Origin of the sequence: Tenacibaculum agarivorans, assembly GCF_001936575.1 — a bacterium.
In the GTDB taxonomy this organism is placed as follows: Bacteria; Bacteroidota; Bacteroidia; order Flavobacteriales; family Flavobacteriaceae; genus Polaribacter; species Polaribacter agarivorans.
Window position 1 is genome coordinate 73,730 of record NZ_MSMP01000010.1, and the last position, 25,079, is coordinate 98,808.

Sequence of the window (25,079 nt, forward strand, 5' to 3'; positions counted from 1 at the left end):
TCAATCGTTTTCGTCAAAATAATTATTGAATTTTTGATGAAATCCTTTAATTTTACGTTGTAAATTATTTTTTGATTATGTTTTTTTTAAAAGAAAAAAGTATTCCTTTGACGGAGTTTTTTACTGATGATTTTGTAGATATTCATTCTCATCTTTTACCTGGAATTGATGATGGAGCAAAAGATATAGATCATTCGATTTCACTAATAAAAAAAATGAGCAGCTATGGTATAAAAAATTTCATTACTACTCCTCATGTACTGGGTGATGTTTATCCGAATTCTACAGAGACAATTAAGAATACACTCTTGGAAGTACAAAATGCTTTGAAAGAACATAATTTAAATGACATTAGTATTAATGCTGCAGCGGAATATATGATGGATGAAAAATTTATGGAAAGATTAGCAGTAGGTGATATTTTAACGTTAAAGGATAATTATGTATTAGTTGAAATGTCATATTTTAATGCACCTTATAACTTATATGATATTTTATTTGAGATTCAATTAAAAGGTTATAAACCTGTTTTAGCACATCCAGAACGTTATATTTTTTACCATAATGATTTTCAAAATTTCTATAAGTTAAAAAAAGCTGGATGTTTATTTCAGCTCAATTTACTATCATTAACAGAGCAATATGGGAAGAGTGTAAAAGCTACAGCAGAGAAATTAATTAAAGAAAATTTATATGATTTTGTTGGAAGTGATACACACCATCATAATCACTTGAATTTAATGCCGAAAATAGGTACAAAAAAAGTCTTGAAAAAAATTCAAGACTTTATTATAAACAATAAAAAATTTATTTTTAACTAAATAACCTTTTATACCAAGGTTTTTGTTCTTCTTGGACATTACCATATCCATATCCATATCCGTACCCATAACCATATCCATATCCTCTTTTCATGTCAGTATCGTTAAGGATGATCGCCATGTTAGGTAGTTTTTGCTCTTTATAAAGAGTATCCGGTACTGTAAGTAATCTTTTATCTAGATAATTAGCTCTAGTAATATATAAGAAAACATCTGCATATTTGGCAATTAGTAGAGTATCTGTAACCAAATTTACAGGGGCTGTATCTACTAATACATAATCGTAATCAGATCTTAATGTGCTAAATAATTCATTAATTTTATCAGACATTAGTAATTCAGCAGGGTTTGGAGGAATTACACCAGAAGCAATAATGTCTAAATCCTTAAGTTCAGGTACAGTAAACTTTAAGTTATTAAGTTCAACACTATCATTAGTTATATAGTTTGTAATACCTTTTCTATCAGGAATACCAAGGTATTCAGTAACCTTAGGAGCCCGTAAATCCATACCAACTAATATTACCCTTTTCCCAGAAAGTGCTAAAGTAGCTGCCAAATTTATAGAAACAAATGATTTCCCTTCACCACTTGTGGTAGATGTAATGAATATAGTTTTTCCTTCCTTAGACTTATTGTTAGATAGCATAAAGTCTAAATTTGTACGGATAAGTCTGAATGCTTCAGCAGTACTAGATCTTGCATCAGAATTAACGGCTATTTTTTCATTAGTTTCATTGTGAGGAACATCTCCAATAAAAGGAACTGACGTTAATTCTTGAATGTCTCTCTTTGTATGAACTTTAGTATCTAACAAGTCTCTTAAATAGATAATAATAAAAGGAATTATTAAACCTAATAAAATAGCAACTATAGCAATTACCTTTTTCTTTGGAGAAACAGGTGTTTCAGAACCATAAGCTTTATCAATAATTTTTGCATTAGGTACTGTAACTGCTAAAGAGATTGCTGTTTCTTCTTTCTTTTTTAAAAGATATGTATATAACCCGGCTATAATTTCTTGTTGTCTAGCTATGTCCAAAAATTCTCGTTCCTTAACAGGAATAGATGAAATTTTAGAATTTACAATATTAGCTTCCTTTTTAAGATTATTAAGGTTAAGTTGTATTGCACGCTCTTGATTTTGTAAACTACTTTTTAAAGCTTGTTTTAGATCATCTATATTATTTTGAACTTCAATCACAGCTAAGTTTTTCTTACCAGCACTTTTAAGTAATCTATTTTTTCTACTTAATAATTCATTGTATTCAGCAATAGATTTACCAATATTTGGATCTTCTAAACCTAAGTTAGGGGGTAAAATTCCATTCGACTTTTCTAATTCATTCCTTAAAGATTGTACAATATTTAGTTGAATATTTGCACCTATTAGTTTTTGCCTATTCACTGTGCTAGTTTCTAAAGCAAGTTGTGCCTCAGATTGTATATCTGTTATTTTATTAGCTTTTTTGAAATTCTTGACATTATCTTCTACTATAGCTAATTCTTTACCAACCTCTAGTAATCGTTCACTTATGAAATCGACAGTTTTTCTAGAAACTTCACTCTTATCTTTTTGAGCGTCTAAATTATATTTCTCTACTATTATATCTAATATATCTTCAGCTTTTTTTAGAACAGCAGATTGTAATGAAAGTTTTAAGACACTGGAGTTTTTATTAATAGAGGAAATATTAACGGCTTGGATTAAACTATCAATAATTTTATCTCTAGAGATTACAGTAATGATGATTTGTTTATCTATAATCTTGTCATTAAAGAATGAAGTTTTGCTAATACTTATTTTTCCTAATTCTTCAATATAAATTTCATCACCAAAGTTACATGATTCTTTTAGTGTATTACCTTCCTCATCTGTAATTTTAAAGTTACTTTCAGATAAGACTTTCACAAAAAAAATTCTATTAATATTAGAAGTTTTTAGAAACAATGAGTCAGAAAATGAAAGTTTAATAGGTGAAGTCTTGTAAATCTCAGAATTTTTTACTCTACCTTCAGAAATATATTTAATATTTAAATTCAATTCATCAACAACATCTCCTAATATTTTTCTAGATTTTAAGATAGCAATTTCATTATCAGGATTGTTACTAGATCCTCCACCAATGATACCTAAATCTTCAAATGCTGCTAATTCTGCAGAAATTCCAGACTTTTTATTGTCTTTTATCATTATTGTTGAACTGACAGCATATTTAGGAGTGCTATATCTAAGATATAAGAATGCAAGAACCAAACTTAAAACTACACCTAAAACAAACCATTTCCAATGAATCAAGTATTTTTCTAATTCAGCCCTAATATTTATGGTATCATTATCATTAATTTGCTGAGTATATTTATCCGGACTATTCATTTTATAATCTAGTAATTAGGGTGATTAATGATATAATAATTGATCCAACAGAGACTATTAAACCAGTATTTCTGTTAAATGCAGCATCTTGAGAAGACGCTTTATTTTGATCAACATATACTAAGTCATTTTGTTGTAAATAGTAAACAGGTGAAGTAAAAATATCATTAGATCGTAAATCTATATCAAATTGGATTTTCTTACCATCAATCTCTCTAAACACCTTTATTGTATTTCTTTTTCCTGTAATATTTAAATCGCCTGCCAAACCAATCGCTTCTAGAATGGTAATTCTTTCATTAGGAATTGTGTAAGTACCAGGTCTTTTAACATCACCTAATACTGTAATAGAATAGTTTGCTATTCTAATATTAATAGTTGGATTCTTAATATAATCTGGATCTAATTTATTTTTGATTAAGTTTATGGTCTCATTTCTAGTAAGTCCTCCTATTTTAAGTTTTCCAATAACAGGGAAATCTATATTACCTTCATTATCTACTAAATATGATTGTTGTAAAGGAGCACCTACTGCACTATTTGTAGTTGTAGAAAAACTAACAGCAGGTAAATTAAAAGGCTTAGCAGCTTCAATATCTAAAGCTGATATGGTTATTTGTAAGAGATCATCCGGTTTAAAAATGGTTTTATAACTATTAGATACTTTTGATTGATCAATCTTGTCGTTTTGAAAGTACGTAATGTCTTTTTTTGAAACGCAAGATGAAAGTAAACAAACTAATAATGTTATGAAAACAAACTTATTTGCTTTTTGCATATATTCAAATTTTTCGCGAATGTAGTGAATTAATTTAAAACCTTTTGGTCCAATTGCTCATAAATTGAATTGTTTGATTTGAATTCAGGAACAATTTGTTTTAATAATTTTACTGAAGCATTATTATTGAGATCTGAATTTTCAACACATAATGTTTCAATCATAGATTTAATATTTTTTACATTAATATTTTGAGTTTTAGCAATCATGATTTTTTCATGATAAGTTGGAGTAGTATTTTCTCCACTAGCTAATAGTTCTTCATATAACTTTTCACCAGGTCTTAATCCAGTTATAATGATATCAATATCATCAGGATAATTCAAACCAGATAGATGAATCATCCTTTTAGCAATCTCAAAAATCTTTACAGATTTACCCATATCAAAAATGTATATCTCTCCACCTTCTCCCATTGTGCCAGCTTCAATAACTAATTGACAAGCTTCAGGAATAGTCATGAAATATCTTGTAATCTCTTTATGTGTTACCGTTAATGGACCTCCATTTTCAATTTGTTTTTTAAATAAAGGTATTACAGAACCATTAGATCCTAAAACATTACCAAATCTTGTCGTAGTGAATTTAGTAGAATGACTTTGTTTACTTAAGCAACTAATATACATCTCTGCTACTCTCTTTGTAGCTCCCATAATATTAGTTGGGTTAACAGCTTTATCTGTAGAAACCATTACAAAACGATCTACATTATATTTTACAGCTAGGTCAGCAATGTTTCTTGTACCGGCAACATTTATTTTGATAGCTTCATATGGATTTTCTTCCATTAAAGGAACATGTTTATAGGCTGCGGCATGATATACTTTATCGGGCTTGAATTCTTTGAAAATAGATTCCATCCTATTAAAATCTCTAACATCTCCAACGATAGATGTGAAATTTTCCACTCCTTTACGTATCAGCTCTTGTTGAATTTCATATAAGGGGGATTCTGCCTGATCTATTAAAACTAAATGTTTATGTTTATACTTACATATTTGTCTTGAAATCTCACTTCCAATAGAACCAGCTGCTCCTGTAACTAAAATTACTTTATTATTTACATCTCTTTTAATAATTGGATTATCAATAGAAATAGGTTTTCTATCTAAAAGATCTTCAATTTTTACATTTTTAATTTGGTTAGCTTCAAAATCTCCTCCAATCCATTTAGAAAAGGGAGGAACAATTTTAGGTTTAACGCCTAGCTCTAATAGTTTATCTGTTAAATATAATAGTCTTTCAGATTTAATATTTTGAATTGAAAAAATAATCTCATCAATTTTTTTCCTTTGAACAAAATCTTTTGTGATTTCAGTTCTTTGGTAGATTTTTACTCTATCAATTTTTTTTCCTACTTTATTTTTATCATCATCAATAAAACCAATAACTTCATAATTATTTCTAGTATCTCTATTTAAAGCTCCATAAGTAATTAAACCAGAATCTCCAGCACCATAAATCATAACATTGGTGATATCTTTCAGTTCAGATGATATGATTTCATAAAAAGCTTTAAAAATGAAGCGACTTACTACTAAAACAAAAATTGTAATAAAGTAATGAATCAATATAATAGATTTAGGAATCGTAAAAAATGGAACAATTTTAAAAACATTATTTATAGCAACTAAAAAAATGGTACTCATAGAAGTTATAGTAACTCCTATAAACACGTTAAAAGCATCTTTTGTTCCAGTATGTCTAATAATTCCTTTGTTGGATCCGATTAACCAAAAACTTACCAGAGAAATCAAGCAAATTAAAGGTATCTGATAAATTAAGTTTGAAGTGTTGAAGTTTAACGAAGCATTAAATCTTACAGTATAAGCTAATATAAATGATAATGCTACTAAAATAACATCAATCAGTAAGACTAACCAATGAGAAGCATGCCTATTTAATGCCTTTAAAATAAAGTTTCTAATCATCAATTTAAAGTGAGTTCAAGTAAATATACAACTAATAAAATTAGCGTATGTTAAATAAGTGCTCTTAAATCTTTTTCATTTGCTGTTTTAGCATTTGAATTTGATCTTTTAACATACCGTGTTTGTCTAATTTTTTTGCTTCGTTCATTAGAGTAGTTGCTTCTCTTTTTCTTCTTTTTGTCATAGCAATTCCAGCCAATTGTAATTTAGCCATAGCTAAATCATGATCCATAGATAATCCAAGTTTGATAGCTTTTTTTAAATATTTTTCGGCTTGAGTAATACTTGTTTGGGATAGCATGATACCATGGAGATAATTATAGTATCCTTGTTGTTTGGTAGTTAAAGCTGTTTCAGGATTTTTAATATACGCTAACCATTTCTTCGCTCCTTCGAAATTTTGAGTTCTTAATTGTAAGAAAGCAAGCAGTATAAATTCATTTTTAAAATAAAATAAAGTAAATATTGCAGTTAAAAATAAAATAGCAATTCCATTACCGATATGACCTTGACTAAATTCATAAATAGACCATATTAATGTTAAAGCAGCTAAAACTAATTTTATATTTTTATTAAACATATTCTAATAAATTAAAGGGCAAATGTACATTTTATACTGTAAAAAAAAGAATTTTACTTTTTGTAAAACTTTTTGTTCTTAAACCAAGCTGAAAGTCCTAATATAAAAACAAATATTGTAGAATAGATTACAGACTTTGGTGTTATAACTTTGTCACCACTAGCATATGAATGTAAGCCGGATAAATAAAAGTTTACCCCAAAATACGTCATCATTATAGAGGCATAAGCAATTATAGACCATAAGTTAAAAGTGTACTTGCTTTTTAGTCCAGGAATTAATCTCATATGTAAAACAAAGGCATAAATCATAATGGAAACTAAGGCCCATGTTTCTTTTGGATCCCATCCCCAATAACGTCCCCAACTTTCATTAGCCCACATACCTCCTAAAAAGTTACCGACTGTAAGCATCACTAATCCTACAGCTAGAGACATTTCATTAATTATTGTCAGTTCTTTTAAATTAGACTCCATTTTCTTTTTATTTTTTTTGTTTGTAAATAATATTAGGGAAAGAGATATAATACCTAATATCATTCCTAAAGAGAAAGGACCATAACTAGCAACAATAATAGAAACATGAACTAATACCCACCATGAATTTAGTACGGGTACTAAATTTGCTATTTCAGGATCTATCCAGTGTCTATGAGCAAATCCAAGAATTATAGCAGAAACGAAAGTGGCAGCTCCAATAGTAAGTGTTGATCTTTTTCCTAAGAATAATCCAAAGAGCATTGTAGCCCATGCTACATAAATAACACTTTCATAGGCATTACTCCAAGGTGCATGACCAGAAATATACCATCTACCTATAAGTCCAATAGTGTGTAAAAGAAAAAGACCTATGGTAACAAAAATTAAAACTTTTGAACTAATCTTAAATATTTTTTTGTCGTAAAAGATTTGAAGAATGACAAATAAGATTAAAAGTGAACTTGAGAAACCATAATATTTAGCAAGTCTTTGGAAAATCTGAGCTTTGTTATAAGTAACTTCAGCATTAATTTTCTGTTCTGAAGGAAGTACCTTACTTCCATATTTTCTTTGAAACTTTTTTATGCCAACTAAAATTTGGTTAGCTTCAGTATAATCTTCAGTTTTTTTGGCTTCTTGAAGTAATTGTAAATAAACGGGTAAAGATTGTTTTACAAAAACAGAATCTGTTCCTTTAAAGGGAGCTTGAGAGGTTTCAGGTTGAGATACCCATTTGTTATTTTCATCATTTGGAATAGGATATATTTTTAATATTCCTCCACCAATAGCTTGATTTAATAACCATAAACGCTTTTCAATATTGATGACATCTTTTTCAAATTTATTTTGAATTTTTTTCTTTTGCGCATCAATAATCAATTGATTTATTTTTGAATTTCCTTTTGGATCATAAAAATCAACAAATCTAGCGTGGGTGGCATCTTTATCAAGTCCCAGAGTTTCTCTGATTTTATAATTTCCTTCTTCTAGATAAACTACAGGAACTTGAAACCAAAACCTAGGGAATTCAGTCATAGATAATAAAACTTGACTAGGAGTCATTCCCTTAAAATTTTCAGAACGTGCAACCTTCCTTATCAATTCTGAAGCAAATGTATGAGCTGGTTTCATTCTTCCTCCAGCATCTTGGATAACTAGTTTACTGAATTCTTCTGCGTGTTTTTTGTTGACAATATTGGCTTGTAAAATACTGTCTATTTTTTCTAAAGGAATTAGATTGTTATGGTTTTCGTGTTGACCGAAAACTGTGCTAAGCGAAAATAATAAGGGTAAAAACAATGCTGTTTTTATTTTTTTATCCTGAATTTTTTTAAGTTGCTTCTTCAAGCTATCAAATCGAGTATGTTTAGCAAATAGCATAGAAATTAAACCAATATATAAAAAAGAATATCCTAAATAAGTTACAAAAGTTCCCCAGAAGTCATGATTCACAGATAAATGTGTTTGCTCAATAGCCTCTCCTTCATTTTTATAACTAGCCTGGAAGAATTTATATCCTTTGTGGTCTAAAATATGATTCATAAAAATTCGATAATCAAAAGTTTCATTTTTGTCGATAACTGTAACTTCACTAGCAAAAGACGAAGCACTTTCTGAACCAGGGTATTTTTCTAATTGAAAGTCATTTAGTTTAACATTAAAAGGAGTTTGTAGCATTTTAGCTCCATACCAAATTCTGAAGTTTAATCCTCCAACGGAAAAATCTTGTTTACCATCTGTGTTGAATTGTCCACCTATTAATTCTACACGTTTAGTTTCATTATTTGTTGAGACATCAAAAATAACGTTATCGAATTTCTTGTCGTTCTTTTTTCCTTTAACTGTTTTAACTTCTCCTTTTTCTGCTGGACGAGGAATTACAAATTGCAAACCTTCTATGTTATGTAAAGTTAAAAACTGAAAATTTTGAATACTATCTTTTACTATAGTACCTTGTTTTTGATCAGCCATTCTAAACCAACTACCATCAGCTTTGGATGTCATTTTCAAATTTCCATTATCATAGAAGAAGTTTACATTGGCATTTTTATTAGGAGCATCAAAACCAACAAGAATATTGTGAATGTTTTCTATAGTTCCTCTTTTAATGTAGTGTTCATGTCTTGATCCACTTGAACTTTCGACAAAGAATAAGTGTTCTTCACCATTTTCATCTGTAATAAATTTTTGTTCAGCCCAAGGTATATAATTAACCAATTTAAAGTTTATCAATTGTGCAGGTTTTGTTCTGTCTGGTTGAAATTTAAAAGTAAAGTCAGATGAGTTTTTCCCCCATGCAGAAAGTAATAATTTTTTATGATATGCTTTTTGTGAAGCGTTATCGTCAATAATAGTATTTAGATACGTTGTTTCAGATAAGAAAGTATCGGTAGATTCTCCTTCGTTAATAATCATCATTCCTTCATAACCAATATATCTTGTGATTCCGGCTCCAATAATTATAAGCAGAAAAGCAAGATGAAACATAAGTACAGGCCATTTTTCTTTACGTAATAATCGATACCTAAAAATATTTCCGAAGAAATTAATGACAAAAAACACCATTATTAGTTCAAACCACCAAGCATTATAGACTAATTTTTTAGCTGTTTGTGTACCAAAATCATTTTCAATAAATGTGGCTACTCCCATGGCTATAGCAAAAGTAAAAAACAATATAGCCATTAAACGAGTAGAGTATAATATATTTAAGATTTTCTTCATTTTAAATTCGCGTAGATAAAAACTTCGCAAATTTACGGAAAGTTAATAGAATTAGTAGGAGAAGTAAGTCGTTTTTTAGTGTTTAGATTTAGTTAAAATTACAGTGTGTTATACTCCAATTTTTTCGCCCATTTTAACAAAAGTTTCAATGTTATTTTTTGTGTTTGTCAAGATATCTTCGTCTATTTTAATTTGATTTTTATCAATTAAAATTACGATGGTTGATCCCCCAAAAGCAAAATACCCCATCTCATCTCCTTTATTAACAGGTTGATTTGGTGTAAAAGTTTCTAATATACTCCCAACCATAGTTGCTCCTACTGGAGCTAATAAAATATCACCTTTTGTCTCTGTTTTTAAAATACAGTACTCACGTTTGTTTTCACAAAAAACTTTTGTAAAATTACTGGCAAGTGCGTAAGGAGAAACAGATAAATAGTCACCTTTTATTTTTACAGAAGTAGTTGGTGTACCATTGTAAGGGAAATGATAGCGATGATAATCATTAGGAGCTAAGCGTAAAATTAATAAGGAAGCATTCTTATAGGTTGAAGCTAGTTCAGCGTTATTTAAAAATTCTTTTACTGTAAATTTTCTTCCTTTCACAAAGAACTTATGTATGTCAGCAACATCTTCAAATGCTAATAACTTTCCATCTCCTGGAGAAATGAATTCACTTTCAATAGGTCTAGCTTCAGGTTTTAAAGTCCTGTAAAAAAAATCATTAAAAGAACTAAACTCATCAATAGATTTATTAGCCTCAGTCATGTCAATATTTAAATCCTTAACAAACTGAGCTATTTTTTTTGTTGATGAAGGAGCATTCATTTTTCTACCATACCATTCTGATAAAAACTTTCTTTTTACCAATGGTAGTAACAACATTTTTCCAAAAGGGTTGTTATATAGTAGTTTTAAAAAGCCTTCTCCTGGAGGTGTTTCTATTTGAACTTCTCCTGTTTTTCTATTGATGAATTTAATTTCCATACTATTTATTCTTCAATACTATCAATTAAAATTTCTAACATATCAATTGCGGCTTGTGCTATTTTTGTTCCTGGTCCAAAAACTCCAACTGCACCAGCATCAAATAAAAATTGATAATCTTGTGCTGGTATTACACCACCAACAATTACCATAATATCTTCTCTACCGTATTCCTTTAATTGTTGAATTACTTGTGGAACTAGAGTCTTATGTCCAGCCGCTAAAGATGATATTCCTAAAATGTGAACATCATTTTCTACGGCTTGTTTGGTAGCTTCTTGAGGTGTTTGAAATAAAGGCCCAACATCTACATCAAACCCTAAATCTGCATAACCTGTAGCAACTACTTTTGCGCCTCTATCGTGACCGTCTTGTCCTAATTTAGCGATCATAATTCTAGGTCTTCTACCTTCTAATTCAGCAAAACTATCTGCTAGTTCACTCGCTTTTTTAAATAAAGAATCGTCTTTTATTTCTTTACTATACACTCCAGATATGGTTTTATGTATTGCTTTATGTCTTCCAAATTCGATTTCTAAAGCATCAGATATTTCTCCTAAGGTAGCTCTTTTTCTAGCTGCTTGCACTGCTAAATCTAGTAAATTTCCATCTCCTGACTTTGCACAAATTGTTAGGTTAGCTAAAGCTTGTTCAACATCATTTGTGTTTCTTTTGGCTTTTAAGCTATTTAATCTCTCAATTTGTGATTTTCTAACAGCTTCATTATCTACTTCAAGAATATGTAAAGGATCTTCTTGTTCTAGTTGGAATTTATTAACACCAACAATAACATCCTGTCCGCTATCAATTCTTGCTTGCTTAATAGCGGCAGCTTCTTCAATACGCATTTTCGGAATTCCTTTTTCAATAGCTTTGGTCATACCGCCTAGTTCTTCAACTTCTTGGATTAATTTCCAAGCTTTGTTGGTGATCTCTTCAGTTAGTTGTTCTAAATGATAGCTACCTGCCCAAGGGTCAACTGTTTTGGTAATATGTGTTTCTTGTTGTAAATAGATTTGTGTGTTCCTAGCAATACGAGCAGAGAAATCTGTAGGTAAAGCAATAGCTTCATCTAATGCGTTAGTGTGTAAACTTTGTGTGCCTCCAAAAGCTGCAGCCATAGCTTCAATAGCTGTTCTAGCTACATTATTAAAAGGATCTTGTTCTGTTAAACTCCATCCGCTAGTTTGGCAGTGGGTTCTTAAAGCTAATGATTTTGGATTTTTAGGATTGAACTGTTTTACCAATTTAGCCCATAACATTCTACCTGCACGCATTTTTGCAATTTCGGTAAAATGATTCATTCCAATAGCCCAGAAGAATGAAAGTCTAGGTGCAAAAGCATCAATATCCATTCCTGCCGCTAGTCCTGTTTTTATATATTCTAAACCATCAGCTAAAGTATAAGCTAACTCAATTTCAGGAGTAGCACCAGCTTCTTGCATATGATAACCAGAAATAGAAATTGAATTAAACTTAGGCATGTTATTACTTGTGTATTCAAAAATATCAGCAATAATTTTCATGGATGGAGTAGGAGGGTAAATGTACGTATTACGTACCATAAACTCTTTCAAAATGTCATTTTGAATAGTCCCTGCTAGCTGTTCTGGTTTAACTCCTTGTTCCTCTGCGGCAATAATATAAAAAGCAAGTATAGGTAATACAGCCCCATTCATTGTCATAGAAACAGACATTTTATCTAAAGGAATCTGATCGAATAATACTTTCATGTCTTCTACAGAATCTATAGCAACGCCAGCTTTTCCTACATCTCCTTGAACTCTTTCGTGGTCAGAATCATAACCTCTATGTGTAGCTAAATCAAAAGCTACTGATAGTCCTTTTTGTCCGGCAGCTAAATTTCTTCTGTAAAAAGCATTACTTTCTTCGGCAGTTGAAAAACCAGCATACTGACGGATTGTCCAAGGTCTTCGAACATACATGGTTGAATAAGGACCTCTTAGGTTTGGAGCTATACCTGCAACAAAATTTTCATGAGGAAAGCTTTTATTTTTTGACTTTTGATCTTTAGGTAACTGTATATTTGAAATGTCTTTTCTACTCATTTTCTAATCGTTGTTGCTCAAGTTTTTCTGCTAATCTTTTTTGAATGATAGGTTGAATCAAAGTTTTTTCAGAACGTTTTTTTACAAAAGGAAATAATTCTAGATCATTTTTCATTTTATCATTTTCATTCTGAATTTTATTAGTTCCTAATAAAACTAGATCTCCACTATCAAAAAGTTCTTGTTCTTTACTTGCAGATTCTTCAATTTTTCGTTGAATAACACCTTCTTTGAGTTGTTTTAAAAATCCACCTCCTTGTTCTATTTGTTTGAAAATTTCAAGTGCATTCCCAGCTAATTGATTGGTTATAGATTCTATATAATAACTTCCGTCTGCAAAGTGTTGAGCGTTTTCGAAACCACTTTCTTCTTTAATTACTAATAATTGATTTCTAGAAATTCGTTCTCCAAATTCATTAGATTTATGAAAGATTTCATCGTATGCAGTATTAGAAATAGTATTTGTGCCTCCTAGAATTGCACTCATGCATTCAGATGTGGTTCTAAGCATATTTACATTATAATCGTATAATGTTTTGTTTCTTAATGAAGGTTGAGTGAAAATGTGAGCTTCAGTTTTCAAGGTCACATCATATTCGCTTAATAGTGCTTTCCAAAGTATTCTAAAGGCTCTTAATTTTCCTATTTCAAAAAAGTAATTACTGCCAATAGAAAAGTTAAAATGGATTTTATCAGCTACTTCTGGTCCAAATTTATTTAAGTATTCATTGGCATGAGCTAAAGTATACGCTAGCTGTTGTGTGCAATTTGCTCCCGCATTCTGATATGTAGAAGCATTTACAGCGATGCTATTAGTTAACTTACTAATTTTTTTTAATTCGATATAATCTGATTGTAAATTAGAAAACCAATTTCCAGTTTTTACTAAATTTCCGATGATATCATTATTTAAGTAAACGTTTTCGGAATTTGTTAAAACTGATAATTCATTAATGAAATTTGCATCTAAAAAATGAAACTTGAAGTAAACTTTTATATTAGATGTTAAGTCAATGTTCTGTAAAAGTTTTTTAGACTCAAATTTAGTGTGAATGATAAATTCAATAGCGTTAGCGCCTTTATTTAATGCATCAGTTGCTAATTTGTTTGCAATATCAATATCATCAACAAAAATAGATTCACAGATGAAAAAGTCTTCTTTAGGAAGTGAAATTTCCTGATGTACCCTATCTTCTTTTGTATAAAAAGGTTTGACAGTAATTTTTTCATCAGAGTGCCATAATAGTGTTTCGTTATAATCAAGCCCTTTTAAATCCACTTGAATTTTTTGTTTCCAGGCTTTTTTGGAAACACCTTCAAATTCATCAAATAAAAAATTATCCATTATTTTTTTACGGTATCAAATTCGATTATATAAACATCTTCATCTTTTCTTTTCATTAAATACTTTTCTCTAGCAAAACGTTCTAGCTCTAAAGAATCTTTTAATTTTTTTATAGTCTCTTTGTCTTCGGCAATCTTCTTTTTATGGTAATCAATCCATGTTTCCAACTCTTTGATATCCTTATCAAAATCTTTATGCCTTCTGTAAGAATTATCATCAAAGAATAACATCCAAACTACAAATACAGTGAGTATTAATGCATATGTAGCTCCAATAGAAATACCTAAAAATTTAAAGTTTTTCTTTAATTTCATTATTTACAAGCGCTCGCTAATTACAGTTTTAACAATATCTATGGCTACGGTATTATAACGATCATTAGGGATTATTATGTCAGCATAGTTTTTGGTAGGTTCTATAAATTCTTGGTGCATTGGCTTTAGCGTGTTTTGGTAACGAGAAAGTACTTCATTAATATCTCTTCCTCTTTCAGAAATATCTCTACGTACTCTTCTAATCAAACGTTCATCAGCATCAGCATGTACAAATATTTTTATATCGCATAAATCTCTTAGAAATTTATTGTTAAAAATAAGAATTCCTTCTACAATAATTACTTTTCTAGGGTGAGTTTTTATCGTATCTTTTGTTCTATTATGCGCAGCAAAAGAGTAAATAGGCTGCTCAATTATTTTTCCTTCTTTAAGGTCTCCTAAATGTTGTACTAGCAATTCAAAATCGATAGCACGAGGATGATCAAAGTTAATTTTTACTCGTTGATCATAGGTAAGGTTATCTGTAGCATTGTAATAAGAGTCTTGAGATATAACACAAACTTCATCTGGTGGGAGTTCATTGATAATTTGGTTTACTACAGTGGTTTTTCCACTACCAGTACCTCCAGCAATTCCTATGATAAAAATATTTTTCATTATGGTTTGTTATGTTAGCAAAGTTAGAAAAAATAGGGCATAAAAAAAGACACCGTTTACGATGTCTTTGTATTTAAGAGCCGATAGAGGGACTCGAACCCACGACCTGCTGATTACAAATCAGCTGCTCTAGCCAGCTGAGCTATATCGGCTGTTGCCTAAAAAAGCGTGGCAAATATATAATGTTTTTTGATAATGACAAATTTTTTTTAAATTTTATTTTCTAATTGTTTTGATAGGACCTTAAATGAGATAACTGGAATAGGAGAATGATTTACTACATCCTCAGTAATACTGTGGTCAAAAAGCTGAGAGAATCCATTTCTGCCATGAGTGGTCATTATGACAAGGTCGGCATCATAATTTTTAGCGAAGCTCGTAATTCCTTGCTCTATGGTATAATCTGAAATGTAATGTACATCTTCTATGTAATCAGATTCATTGTTTGCTTTTTTGAAAAATGTTCTTACAGTATTTCTCATTTCAGTAGAACTTAAGAAGTTTTTGCCAGGTGTATTTACATATACTAACTTCATTTGTAAGTTTATTCTATTGCAGAAATTTTTTATTCTTTTGTAAGGTCCGATAGAATCATCTGTGAAATCGCACGCAAAAATAGCTTTTCTAAAGCCATTATCTAGAGGTTTATCTTTAACAACTAATACAGGAACATTGGAATGACGAATCACTTTTTGAGCATTAGAACCGATAAAAAATTCTTTGAAACCACTAGCACCTTTAGACCCCATCATTACTAAATCTATATGTTCTTCATCATACAAAGAATTTAGTTCGCTGTATACATTGTAGTGTTTTATTACAGGGGTGATTTTAATATCATTTAGGTAATCTTTAGAAAGAAATTCATTGAACTTTTTTTCAGCCATTTTAAGATAAAGCACGGTTTCTTTGGTTGTGTGAGAATTGTTTATCATAGTAGATGAGAGTTCTAACATATGCACAGGAACAATTTCATACTGATATTTTCTAGCGTAATAAGCTGCTGTTTTAAGCGCGTTTTCTGAATATTCTGAAAAATCTACTGGTACTAAAATTCTTTTCATGGTACTTCGGGGTTTTAAGTTAGTGATTGAAATTTACAAAAAATTAACATTTAGATATTGTTTTATTAAGATAAAGTGTTGAATGTCTGTAGATAAAAGAGGTGTAATTGAAGTTGAATTATCCTTTTTAAAAAGAATATTTATTAACCTATGTTAAGTTTGGTCTAGAAAAGGAAAAATATACTTTGTGTTAAACAATGAAGAAAGCATAGTAATTATAATGCTTTATTGATGTTTTCAAATTATGAATATAGAGTGAACCAAATATTATGAGTGGTTTTTTAAATTGAAACCTTTTTGAAGAAAAACTAACTTTTAATATTTTGTAACATTATTTTCAAAAAGGAGTTATTCTTCTTTTAAACCAAATTTACTATCATGAAAAATAACAACCTTTTATTTGTCCTTTGCCTTATTATATTTTCAATTTCACACATGTTTGCTCAAGGAGAAGTCGTAAAAAAAATAGATCAATACATTTCTCAAGTTAAAAAAGAAAACAATATCCCAGGAGTTTCAGTATGTATTGTAAAGGATGATGCTATTTTCTATAAAAAGCATTTCGGCCTTGCAAGTATCGAGCATGATGTTCCTTTAAGTGAGCAGTCAATATTTAGAGTGTATTCACTAACTAAAACTGTTATTTCTGTCGCTATATTTCAATTAATAGAAAAAGGGAAATTATCTTTAGAAGATCCAATATCAAAGTATATATCAGGGGTGCCAACTTCTTGGAAATCTCTCCAAATAAAATATTTATTAACTCATTCTTCAGGTTTACCTGATATGAGAGTATTTGGAAGTAATAAGCAATTAACTGAAGAAAAAGCAAAAGAGAAAGCATTTAAAGAAGAGTTTACTTTTGCTAAAGGAGATAAGTATAGCTATAACCAAACTAATTTTTGGTTACTACACAGGATTATTGAAAAAATAACGAATAAGAAACTTGAAGATTTTATTAGAGAAAATCAATTTGAAGGAGAAAAAGATAATGTGTTTTTCTCTTCAGACTCTAAACTGATTATAAAAAATAGAGTAACCTCTTACTTTCCTTTTTCGACAGGCAAAATGATTATTGATTTGCCAACAATAGAAGGAGATTATATGTATGCAGCAAATGGTTTAAATATCACATTGAATGAATTTGTGAAATGGGATAAAAGACTTCGAAATAATGAGTTACTAAAAGAAAGTACAAAGCTAAAGATGTGGGAAGAATTCCCTTATCAAAAGTCAAATAAAATATTTACTTATGCCTGGGATAAATTTTTCCTGAACTACCATGAATCTTATGGCTTTACAGGATCTTTAATTACTGCATATAGAATATTTCCAAAGGATAATATTAGTGTTTTTATATTGTCTAATGGATTAGGTGAAATTTATGATATTGATGATGTAGTAGATCATGTAGCTAATATCGTAAATGGAGATATTTACAATGTGCAGGAACCTACTTTTAATACACTACATACAATTGTACTAAATCAAGGATTTGAAAAATTTAAGAAGAAATACTTTAAAATTAAAAATGGATCTCAAAGTCGAGAACTAGATTTAGAAGATGTAGTAAATAGTTTGGGATATACACTTTTGAGATCTCAAAAAAATAAAGAGGCATTGAAAATGTTTACCTTTAACACAGAAGAATATCCAAATTCAGCTAATGTATATGATAGCTTAGGAGAAATTTATTTGATGCAAAAACAATACGATTTAGCTGAGGAAAATTATAAAAAAGCTATAGCATTAGGAGGAACAAATGGTAATGCTAAAGAGATGTTAGAAAAAATTAAAGCCAAAAAATAAAAAAATCTGTAACGTTTTTAAAAATATACAGTTCTTTCTATCAAACAACTAATTAATACTTTTTAAAGTTTGGATTTACTATCAGACAGTGCATTAATGTTGAAAGTTAAATCTGGTGACAACCATACACTAGGTTTACTTTACGAACGATATAAGAAAAGATTATTTGGCTTTTTCTTTCAAATGTGTAAAGATGCCAGTTTATGTGAAGATTTAGTACAAAATGTTTTTATACGTGTATTGAAATATAAACACACATATACAGAGGAAAGCAATTTCTTATCCTGGATTTTTAAAATAGCAAGGAATGTGTACTATGATCATTTTAAAGCTGCAGCTAAAAATAAAGCATCAGATGTTGATGAGTTGTATGATTTGAAATCTTCTGATAATGTGGAAAAAGAGATGGAGCAAAATGAAAAGATGATGTTACTGAAAAAAGCGATTAGTAAACTACCAGATGATAAAAAAGAAATTATTCTTTTAAGTAAAATAAAAGGGTTGAAGCATAAAGAAATAGGAGAGGTAATTAATTGTTCAGAAGGAAATGCAAGAACTAGGGTTCATAGAGCCTTAAACGATTTAAAAGATATTTATTTAACCTTAGAAAAAAGATAGAATGATGAATTATATAGAGTTTAAAGATTGTCTTGTAGACTATGTGTCGGGAAATCTATCGGAAGAAAAGATAAATGCACTAGAATTATTTCTAAAAGAAAATCCTGAGTATAGTAAGGAAGTAGAAGAAGTCACCTTTTTTTGGGAAGGTATTGAAGAAGAAATACCTGAACCAAGTGCAGCTATGGATATCGGATTTTATACGATGTTAAATGCTCAAAAAGAGAAAAAAAATAATGTCTCAATTTTTACTAAAATTGAAAACTTCTTGTTAGGAAGTACATTTAAAAGAGTTGGGTATTCAATAGCAATCTTAACAGTAGGTTTTTTCTTGGGGAAAAGTATGGATACTGGAACATTACCTGTTGAATCAAATATTGAAGAAGTAAAAAAAGAAACCGAAAGTGTGCGTTCTCAGTTGGTATTAACCTTATTGGAACAGCCTTCAGCAAATAAAAGATTACAAGCCGTAAACGAAGTAACCAAATTAAACAAAGTAACAGAAACTATTATTCAAGCATTATTTAAAACTTTAAATAATGATGATAATGTTAATGTAAGACTTTCCGCTATAGAAGCTTTGAGTAATTATGCCGACATTCCTTTAGTTAGAGAGGGGTTAATAGCTTCAATTTTAAAACAAGAATCTCCTTTAGTACAAATAGCTTTAGCAGATTTAATGGTAGTCTTACAAGAAAAAGAAGCCATACAATCATTTGAAAAGTTAATAGATGAAGAAGATACCAATGAAAGTGTAAAACAAAAAATGGAAGAAAGTATAGAGCGTATTATTTAATACATAGATTAAGTTTTGATGTAAATGGCAAGTCCTAGGTCGCTTTTTACAAAGAACAATAAGTCATTCATCAAAAAAGTAAATCATGAAATTTATAAAAACGATTATTATAACAAGTATTCTTGGAATAGGGAGTTGGGTTCAAGCTCAAAATTATCATATCGATAAAAAACTAAAGAGTGAAGAAACACTAAAAAAAGAATTAGAATTCACTAGAAATTCATCTGAAAATATTTTAGTAGTAGATAATGTATATGGATCAATTAAAGTAGAGGGATACAATGGATCTAAAATATTAGTAGAAGTAAAGAAAAAGGTATATGCAGATACTAAAGAAGATTTAGAAAAAGGGAAACAAGAAATAGGAATTAAAACTGAAAAATTAGAAGATGCAATATATGTTTATTTAGACTCGCCTTATTCTTATTTTGATAAAGAAACAGGAATGTTTGAACATAGGGAGTTTAGTTATAACTCTAGAAGAAGTTATAAGCATAGAAAAAAACGAAACTATAAGCATCGACTAGATTTTAGTATTAAGGTTCCTAAAAATACTAGTATTGATTTACAAGCAATAAATAAAGGAGATGTTATTGTAGAAAATGTTCATGGAAAATTATTGATAGCTCATAACATTAACGGTCCAATAGATTTAATTAATGTATCAGGAAAAACAGATGTAAATGCATTGAATAAAGATATAAACATTACGTATACAGAAAACCCAAAAGAAGAAAGTTGGTTTCGATCTTTAAATGGAGATATTAACATAAAATTTAAAGAAGGGTTAGATGCAATAATCAGTTATAAAACATTAAACGGGAAGTTTTATACTAATTTCCCTATAGAAAAAACAACGCCAAAAATTATAAAGTTATCAGAGCGAAAGAAACGAGGAACAAAATATAAAATAGATACGAACAGTCATTTTAAAATAGGGAAAGGTAATGTTCATTTACATTTTGACCAGTTAAATGGAGATGCAATCGTTAAAAAATAAAATTATGAGTATTAAAAACATAAAATCAATTGCTGTCACTTTGTTAGTATTCCTATCGTATAGTGTATCAGCACAAGAAGAGGTTAAGGTACCGTTGACTAATCCTAATAAAGAAGGATTTTTAAAAGCAGAAATTATAAATGGTTCTATTACTGTAAAAGGATATGAAGGAGATGAAGTAATAGTGAAAGGAATCCAAAGAGAAGGGGAAAGAAGAAGTAGAAATAGAGGTAGAGGAAATAGAGTAGGATTAAAAAGAATATCAGCTAATTCTTTAGAATTTAGTGTAGAAGAGTTTGATAATGTAGTCCGAGTAAAGAGTTCAGTAAACGGAACTACTGATTTTGAAATTAAGGTTCCTAAGAATTTCTCTCTTAAACTCTCTACTGTTAATAGAGGAGATATATATGTGGAAAATGTAAACGGAACTATGGATATTAGTAATACTAATGGAAAAATTACTTTAAAGGATATCAGTGGTTCTGTAAGTGCCGATGCTCTTAATAAAGATATTATCGTAAGTTTTGTAAAAGTAAATCCAGATATTCCAATGGCTTTTAGTAGCTTAAATGGTGATATTGATATTACCTTACCTAAAAATGTTAAGGCAGATATTAAAGTCAAATCAGATAGGGGAGAGATTTATACTGATTTTGATATTAAAACAAGACCATCTAAAGCCAAAGTGATTAAAGGAGATCGTAAAAAAAGAAATGCGTACAGTGTTAAAGTGGAAAAATGGATTATAGGTTCTATTAATGGAGGTGGACCAGAAATTTTATTTAAAAATTTTAATGGAGACGTAATTTTAAGATCGAGATAATGATTATTTAATACATCTAATACAACTAAAGCTGTAGAATTTTAAGTCTACAGCTTTTTTGTTAATAGTTTAGCGTGAATCTCGTTTAAGAGTAAGAGCATTATTTTGATTGAAATTCATTGGACTAGTTGAAAATGAATTTTCTATGTAAGATTCACATTATTTAGTTAATAATTCATGTTTACAAACTTATTGAGTAAGTGATAATATAAAGGATCTGGAACATTATGTTTAGCCCAGCCAATTAAAGTAAGCACATCTACTTTTGTTTTGTGTGCAACAACCATATTTAGTTTTGGAATTACGGTGATAAATTGTCCACCCCAACCCGTTGCAGTGTAAGCACCTTCAAAATCAGGATTATTATAAAACTCTTCAAAAATCCACCACATGTAAGCGTATGAAAATTGTACACTTGATTTTTCTGTTCTGCCATATCTTTTATTCACTGTTTTAGTAGGGGTAACTGTAGTTGTGGTTTTTTTAATCCATTCTTTTGAAATCAATTGTTTTCCATTCCACTGACCATTATTTAACATGAGTTGTCCAATTTTGGCCATGTCTCTTGTAGATAAGTAAACGTGAAAAGCAGAATATCTAGATTTTTTAGTATTGTATTTCTTTTTCTGGTTTTTAATATTCCAATCTTGAAATCCTAAAGGAATAGCTAATTGTTGTTCTATTTCTTGGTAAATAGTATTACCCGTTTTTTGTTCTAAAATATATCCACCAACATTAAAATCCCAATTGTTATATACAAAGTATTCTCCTGGCTTTACGCTACCTCTTTTCTTTATATTATTTGTATCATATCCTCCATTGGCAGGAATATGAAAAACACCAGATCTGGCATTTATAATATGATCTACAGTAGCTTGTTTTTCTACTGGTAATAAACCGTCATCTTCATCAATGCCAATTTCTCCGATGGTTTCGTTTAAATCGATAGTGCCATTTTCTACATATTTACCGTAGAGTATACTTAAGATACTTTTTCTACAAGAAGCTAAATAATTAATTTTGGAAGTATTCCCATACTCGTAAATCACTTCACCATTTTGTAGTACTACCATACTTGTAGTGTGAAGATCTTTTAAATATTGAGTGAAGTCCTCTAATTTATCTGATTTTTCAGAAACTAAGTTTTTTTCAAAAGGTCTTCCTTTAAAAGAAGATTTACTATAAAACCAATCTTGTGGACTTGAGCAAAATGTGAAAACTGTTGTAGTTAATAAGAATAGGATAACAGCCCCAACTTTGTAGACTATTTTTTTCATTTAATTTATTTTTTAAAGTGTAGTTATTTTTTAGTTAGCATTAATTAATCTTCCAGATCCAGGGCTACTGAATGAGATTTTTGGATTACCTTTATAGAATATGTCACCACTTCCAGGCACTGAAGCGTTTAATTTTGAAGAAGCATATAACTCAACATCTCCACTTCCTGGTAGGCTGATACTGTAGTTTTTAGTATTGACTTTGAAACCACTATATTTTCCACTACCAACAAGTCGTAACTTTACATTGTTTATTGTAATATTTTCTTTGAAAATAATGTTTCCAGATCCAACAATTGTTGATTTAAGCTGGAGTATTGGGTTTATCTTATTGATATAAATATTTCCACTTCCTACTAAAGATAAATTCATATCTGATTGATTACTAAAATCATTGACATGAATAGCCCCAGAACCTAAAGTTTTAATGCCTGATATTTTAGGAAGAGTAATGTTTATAAATAAACGATAGTCTCTGTAACTGCCATTTTTTAATTTGATAATACAGTCATTTTTTACTACTTCAATTTCTAAGTAATTGTCAATGATGTTACTATCACCATTCAAAATTAACTCAAACTTATCACCTTGATTAATGGTAATTTTAGCATTGGTAAAAGTGGTGATTTTCTCGAAAGCTTTAGGCGTAATAATTTTAGTTTTTTCAACTCCGTTACCGAAAACAGTTTCTTGACTGCTACAAAAAGTAAGAAGTAAAGAGATGAGTACAAGCAACCCAATTTTTAATAATTTCATTTTAAAATATTTTGTGTTCTTACAAAGGACTAAAACGAAATATCTTGTGTTACTTGATTTTCTTGAGATTAACTCTCAAATTCATGTTTTGAGAGTTTAAAAAGAAATTAATCTTCCTAACTAAGTAGACTTTTGAAGGTTTAAATTTTTTGAAATGAATTGTTTAGGTGTAATTTGAGTTTCAGATTTGAAAATTCGATAAAAACTAGCTTCTGAATTAAAACCAGATTCTTTTGCGATCCCCAATAGGGATAAGTTTTCTAATTCTCCATTTAATAAGCGATTTTTAACTTCTTCAACTCTAGCTTCATTTAGTACTTTTCTAAAGTTTTTTTGATAGTAAGAATTTATGGTGTTAGACAGAATAGATTCGTTAATATTTAAATCTTTAGCCAATTCTTGTAGTGTTAGTTTAGGGTTCAAGTATACTTTTTTAATAGTTATAGCTTGATGTAATTTTTGAATTATGTCATTGTCTATTACGATGTCTTTTCGTTTATTTTTCTTTAATATATCCGCATTTTTAAAACCAATAATAGCTATATAGTATACCGCAGCAGAAATTAGTACGCTATTTAAATTCCATCTCCAATTGTATGAAGAGTCTAAAATTTTGTTTAATACTAAATTCAGTACATGAACCGAAGACAATGTAACAAGTAATATGGATATGTTTCTAAGAAATTTAGCTTCTAAGATATGTATTTTTGAACTTTTTGACGCGTAATAACTTTTAACAGTATTTGATGTAAAAAAGATGTAGAAATAAATAATAGAAAATATAACAAGTAAGTATTCATCTATGTTTTTAGCTAAATCAAAAAAAAGACGTTGCGCAATTACTTGTTTTTCAACATAAACTTTGGTTTGCATTATAGTTAGATATACAATAATCGAGTATAGCTGAGAAATAAAAAAAGGAATAAAATAAATCCATTTTTTTTGTACAAATCTATGTGTTGGATCAACAATAGACATCATGTAAAGATAAAATAGGGGAGGTATAGCCAACTCAACACTATTAGGGAAAAAGCCAAAACCATGTATTTGCCATAAATTGAAAGAGTGGAGTAGAATTTTAGTATTTAACCAAACAAAGCTTAAAATTCCAAGAGCTAGATATTTATTTGATTTTTTTAGCTTCGATTTTCTTAATAAAACAATACTACAAATAATTCCTGTTGTAATACCTATCAGGACCAATAAATCAAAAAAAGATAATTGTATGTTCACAAATTAAAATTCAATATTATTCGCAAGCTAGAGAAAATATTTTATTTCAGAATACTTAAATCCATTAAACGGAGTGACTACATGTATATACTTTGATGAGCTACTTTATAATAACATAAATATAATAGGCTACAAACTCCCTAAATAGTGAATAAAAATCTCGAAACTCAAAATACCAAGGACTAGCACTACTAACATTTTTTATCCCATGCTTTTGAAACAACATTTTTGTTCTTGTTAGATGAAAATATTGTGAAACAACAATGACACTTTTAAAATTTAAGCTATCTTTTATTTTAATTGTGTTATGAACTGTAGCAAGTGTATTGTTTCCAAAATTATCAATAATCACTAAAGAATCGGGAACATTATTTTTAATTAAATATTCTTTCATTTTATCTCCTTCATAAAAACCTTCTTTTCCAAGACCTCCGCTAACAACTATTTTTTTGACTTGACCATTTCTAAATAAATTTAAACCACACTCTAAGCGTTTTTGAAGTCGTTTTGATAATGTACCGTCTTCATTTACTTTATTACCCAAAATTACTGCTATATCAGCATTTTTTTCATTTTTAGACAAACCATCTAAACTCGTATACATTACATGTCCGAAAAACCATATCAGTAATATATTGATAGCTAATTTATATTTCTTTCTTTTCATAAAAATTTAATTG

The 25,079-nt window shown here is 29.3% G+C and carries 21 protein-coding genes and 1 tRNA gene; 6 read left to right on the forward strand and 16 right to left on the reverse strand.

The window, feature by feature from the left end:
• Positions 1 to 77: 77 nt before the first annotated feature.
• On the forward strand, positions 78 to 821 hold the full coding sequence (locus BVC87_RS09355) for a tyrosine-protein phosphatase (protein WP_075342111.1): 744 nt from the start codon (positions 78 to 80) through the stop codon (positions 819 to 821).
• On the opposite strand, the gene BVC87_RS09360 is transcribed toward BVC87_RS09355, so the two are convergent.
• The 12 genes from BVC87_RS09360 to BVC87_RS09415 all read right to left on the reverse strand — a co-directional run bounded on the left by BVC87_RS09360 (position 814) and on the right by BVC87_RS09415 (position 16,087).
• On the reverse strand, positions 814 to 3,198 hold the full coding sequence (locus BVC87_RS09360) for a GumC family protein (RefSeq protein WP_075342112.1): 2,385 nt from the start codon (positions 3,196 to 3,198) through the stop codon (positions 814 to 816). The genes BVC87_RS09355 and BVC87_RS09360 overlap by 8 nt on opposite strands.
• Before the next feature lies 1 nt (position 3,199).
• Entirely contained in the window at positions 3,200 to 3,976 is a 777-nt protein-coding gene (locus BVC87_RS09365; RefSeq protein WP_075342113.1) for a polysaccharide biosynthesis/export family protein, read from the reverse strand.
• A 29-nt stretch (positions 3,977 to 4,005) separates the two neighbouring features.
• Positions 4,006 to 5,907, reverse strand: a complete 1,902-nt coding sequence (locus BVC87_RS09370; protein ID WP_075342114.1) for a polysaccharide biosynthesis protein — start codon at positions 5,905 to 5,907, stop codon at positions 4,006 to 4,008.
• A 64-nt stretch (positions 5,908 to 5,971) separates the two neighbouring features.
• Positions 5,972 to 6,487, reverse strand: coding sequence for a hypothetical protein (locus tag BVC87_RS09375; protein ID WP_075342115.1), 516 nt, complete (start codon positions 6,485 to 6,487; stop codon positions 5,972 to 5,974).
• Between the two features lie 53 nt (positions 6,488 to 6,540).
• A complete protein-coding gene (ccsA, locus tag BVC87_RS09380) occupies positions 6,541 to 9,690 on the reverse strand; it encodes a cytochrome c biogenesis protein CcsA (protein ID WP_075342116.1) in 3,150 nt (1,049 codons plus the stop codon).
• 108 nt (positions 9,691 to 9,798) lie between these two features.
• Positions 9,799 to 10,677, reverse strand: a complete 879-nt coding sequence (locus BVC87_RS09385) for a phosphatidylserine decarboxylase (RefSeq protein ID WP_075342117.1) — start codon at positions 10,675 to 10,677, stop codon at positions 9,799 to 9,801.
• Positions 10,678 to 10,682: 5 nt separating this feature from the next.
• The gene (scpA, locus tag BVC87_RS09390) at positions 10,683 to 12,746 is read right to left on the reverse strand and encodes a methylmalonyl-CoA mutase (protein WP_075342118.1); all 2,064 of its coding nucleotides are present in this window, start codon (positions 12,744 to 12,746) and stop codon (positions 10,683 to 10,685) included.
• Positions 12,739 to 14,091: a methylmalonyl-CoA mutase subunit beta gene (locus tag BVC87_RS09395; RefSeq protein WP_075342119.1), complete on the reverse strand. Its 1,353-nt coding sequence runs from the start codon at positions 14,089 to 14,091 to the stop codon at positions 12,739 to 12,741. Before BVC87_RS09395 ends, scpA begins: the two co-directional genes overlap by 8 nt.
• On the reverse strand, positions 14,091 to 14,405 hold the full coding sequence (locus BVC87_RS09400; protein WP_075342120.1) for an FtsB family cell division protein: 315 nt from the start codon (positions 14,403 to 14,405) through the stop codon (positions 14,091 to 14,093). The genes BVC87_RS09395 and BVC87_RS09400 overlap by 1 nt, the downstream gene beginning before the upstream one ends.
• A 3-nt stretch (positions 14,406 to 14,408) precedes the next feature.
• Positions 14,409 to 15,014, reverse strand: coding sequence for a uridine kinase (gene udk / locus BVC87_RS09405; RefSeq protein ID WP_075342203.1), 606 nt, complete (start codon positions 15,012 to 15,014; stop codon positions 14,409 to 14,411).
• A gap of 87 nt (positions 15,015 to 15,101) precedes the next feature.
• Positions 15,102 to 15,175 (reverse strand) — tRNA-Thr (locus BVC87_RS09410).
• Positions 15,176 to 15,232: 57 nt separating this feature from the next.
• Positions 15,233 to 16,087 carry a universal stress protein gene (locus tag BVC87_RS09415; RefSeq protein WP_075342121.1) on the reverse strand — a complete coding sequence of 285 codons (855 nt, stop codon included), beginning with the start codon at positions 16,085 to 16,087 and terminating at the stop codon, positions 15,233 to 15,235.
• 378 nt (positions 16,088 to 16,465) lie between these two features.
• On the opposite strand from BVC87_RS09415, the gene BVC87_RS09420 reads away from it, so the two are divergent.
• From BVC87_RS09420 to BVC87_RS09440, 5 genes are all read left to right on the forward strand, one after another.
• Positions 16,466 to 17,896 carry a serine hydrolase gene (locus tag BVC87_RS09420; RefSeq protein ID WP_083629371.1) on the forward strand — a complete coding sequence of 477 codons (1,431 nt, stop codon included), beginning with the start codon at positions 16,466 to 16,468 and terminating at the stop codon, positions 17,894 to 17,896.
• Between the two features lie 96 nt (positions 17,897 to 17,992).
• Positions 17,993 to 18,514 (forward strand): RNA polymerase sigma factor, encoded by a 522-nt coding sequence (locus BVC87_RS09425; protein ID WP_075342123.1) that lies wholly within the window; start codon positions 17,993 to 17,995, stop codon positions 18,512 to 18,514.
• 1 nt (position 18,515) lies between these two features.
• Positions 18,516 to 19,310, forward strand: a complete 795-nt coding sequence (locus tag BVC87_RS09430) for a HEAT repeat domain-containing protein (RefSeq protein WP_075342124.1) — start codon at positions 18,516 to 18,518, stop codon at positions 19,308 to 19,310.
• Positions 19,311 to 19,395: 85 nt separating this feature from the next.
• A complete protein-coding gene (locus BVC87_RS09435; protein ID WP_075342125.1) occupies positions 19,396 to 20,310 on the forward strand; it encodes a DUF4097 family beta strand repeat-containing protein in 915 nt (304 codons plus the stop codon).
• Positions 20,311 to 20,314: 4 nt separating this feature from the next.
• Positions 20,315 to 21,133 carry a DUF4097 family beta strand repeat-containing protein gene (locus BVC87_RS09440; RefSeq protein WP_159439338.1) on the forward strand — a complete coding sequence of 273 codons (819 nt, stop codon included), beginning with the start codon at positions 20,315 to 20,317 and terminating at the stop codon, positions 21,131 to 21,133.
• A gap of 167 nt (positions 21,134 to 21,300) precedes the next feature.
• Here BVC87_RS09440 and BVC87_RS09445 read toward each other — a convergent pair whose 3' ends face one another.
• The 4 genes from BVC87_RS09445 to BVC87_RS09460 form a co-directional block, all read right to left on the reverse strand.
• Positions 21,301 to 22,410, reverse strand: coding sequence for a serine hydrolase domain-containing protein (locus BVC87_RS09445; protein WP_075342126.1), 1,110 nt, complete (start codon positions 22,408 to 22,410; stop codon positions 21,301 to 21,303).
• 30 nt (positions 22,411 to 22,440) lie between these two features.
• A complete protein-coding gene (locus BVC87_RS09450) occupies positions 22,441 to 23,166 on the reverse strand; it encodes a head GIN domain-containing protein (RefSeq protein ID WP_075342127.1) in 726 nt (241 codons plus the stop codon).
• Positions 23,167 to 23,286: 120 nt separating this feature from the next.
• Complete coding sequence (locus tag BVC87_RS09455; protein ID WP_143569751.1) at positions 23,287 to 24,399, reverse strand: helix-turn-helix domain-containing protein; 1,113 nt, start codon at positions 24,397 to 24,399, stop codon at positions 23,287 to 23,289.
• Positions 24,400 to 24,499: 100 nt separating this feature from the next.
• Positions 24,500 to 25,066, reverse strand: a complete 567-nt coding sequence (locus tag BVC87_RS09460; protein WP_075342129.1) for a YdcF family protein — start codon at positions 25,064 to 25,066, stop codon at positions 24,500 to 24,502.
• Positions 25,067 to 25,079 lie beyond the last annotated feature (13 nt).

Coding starts and splice junctions, on each gene's coding strand:
- BVC87_RS09355 (WP_075342111.1), top strand. CDS start 78: ATGTTTTTTTTAAAAGAAAAAAGTATTCCTTTGACGGAGTTTTTTACT.
- BVC87_RS09360 (WP_075342112.1), bottom strand. CDS start 3,198: ATGAATAGTCCGGATAAATATACTCAGCAAATTAATGATAATGATACC.
- BVC87_RS09365 (WP_075342113.1), bottom strand. CDS start 3,976: ATGCAAAAAGCAAATAAGTTTGTTTTCATAACATTATTAGTTTGTTTA.
- BVC87_RS09370 (WP_075342114.1), bottom strand. CDS start 5,907: ATGATTAGAAACTTTATTTTAAAGGCATTAAATAGGCATGCTTCTCAT.
- BVC87_RS09375 (WP_075342115.1), bottom strand. CDS start 6,487: ATGTTTAATAAAAATATAAAATTAGTTTTAGCTGCTTTAACATTAATA.
- ccsA (WP_075342116.1), bottom strand. CDS start 9,690: ATGAAGAAAATCTTAAATATATTATACTCTACTCGTTTAATGGCTATA.
- BVC87_RS09385 (WP_075342117.1), bottom strand. CDS start 10,677: ATGGAAATTAAATTCATCAATAGAAAAACAGGAGAAGTTCAAATAGAA.
- scpA (WP_075342118.1), bottom strand. CDS start 12,746: ATGAGTAGAAAAGACATTTCAAATATACAGTTACCTAAAGATCAAAAG.
- BVC87_RS09395 (WP_075342119.1), bottom strand. CDS start 14,091: ATGGATAATTTTTTATTTGATGAATTTGAAGGTGTTTCCAAAAAAGCC.
- BVC87_RS09400 (WP_075342120.1), bottom strand. CDS start 14,405: ATGAAATTAAAGAAAAACTTTAAATTTTTAGGTATTTCTATTGGAGCT.
- BVC87_RS09415 (WP_075342121.1), bottom strand. CDS start 16,087: ATGAAAAGAATTTTAGTACCAGTAGATTTTTCAGAATATTCAGAAAAC.
- BVC87_RS09420 (WP_083629371.1), top strand. CDS start 16,466: ATGAAAAATAACAACCTTTTATTTGTCCTTTGCCTTATTATATTTTCA.
- BVC87_RS09425 (WP_075342123.1), top strand. CDS start 17,993: ATGTTGAAAGTTAAATCTGGTGACAACCATACACTAGGTTTACTTTAC.
- BVC87_RS09430 (WP_075342124.1), top strand. CDS start 18,516: ATGATGAATTATATAGAGTTTAAAGATTGTCTTGTAGACTATGTGTCG.
- BVC87_RS09435 (WP_075342125.1), top strand. CDS start 19,396: ATGAAATTTATAAAAACGATTATTATAACAAGTATTCTTGGAATAGGG.
- BVC87_RS09440 (WP_159439338.1), top strand. CDS start 20,315: ATGAGTATTAAAAACATAAAATCAATTGCTGTCACTTTGTTAGTATTC.
- BVC87_RS09445 (WP_075342126.1), bottom strand. CDS start 22,410: ATGAAAAAAATAGTCTACAAAGTTGGGGCTGTTATCCTATTCTTATTA.
- BVC87_RS09450 (WP_075342127.1), bottom strand. CDS start 23,166: ATGAAATTATTAAAAATTGGGTTGCTTGTACTCATCTCTTTACTTCTT.
- BVC87_RS09460 (WP_075342129.1), bottom strand. CDS start 25,066: ATGAAAAGAAAGAAATATAAATTAGCTATCAATATATTACTGATATGG.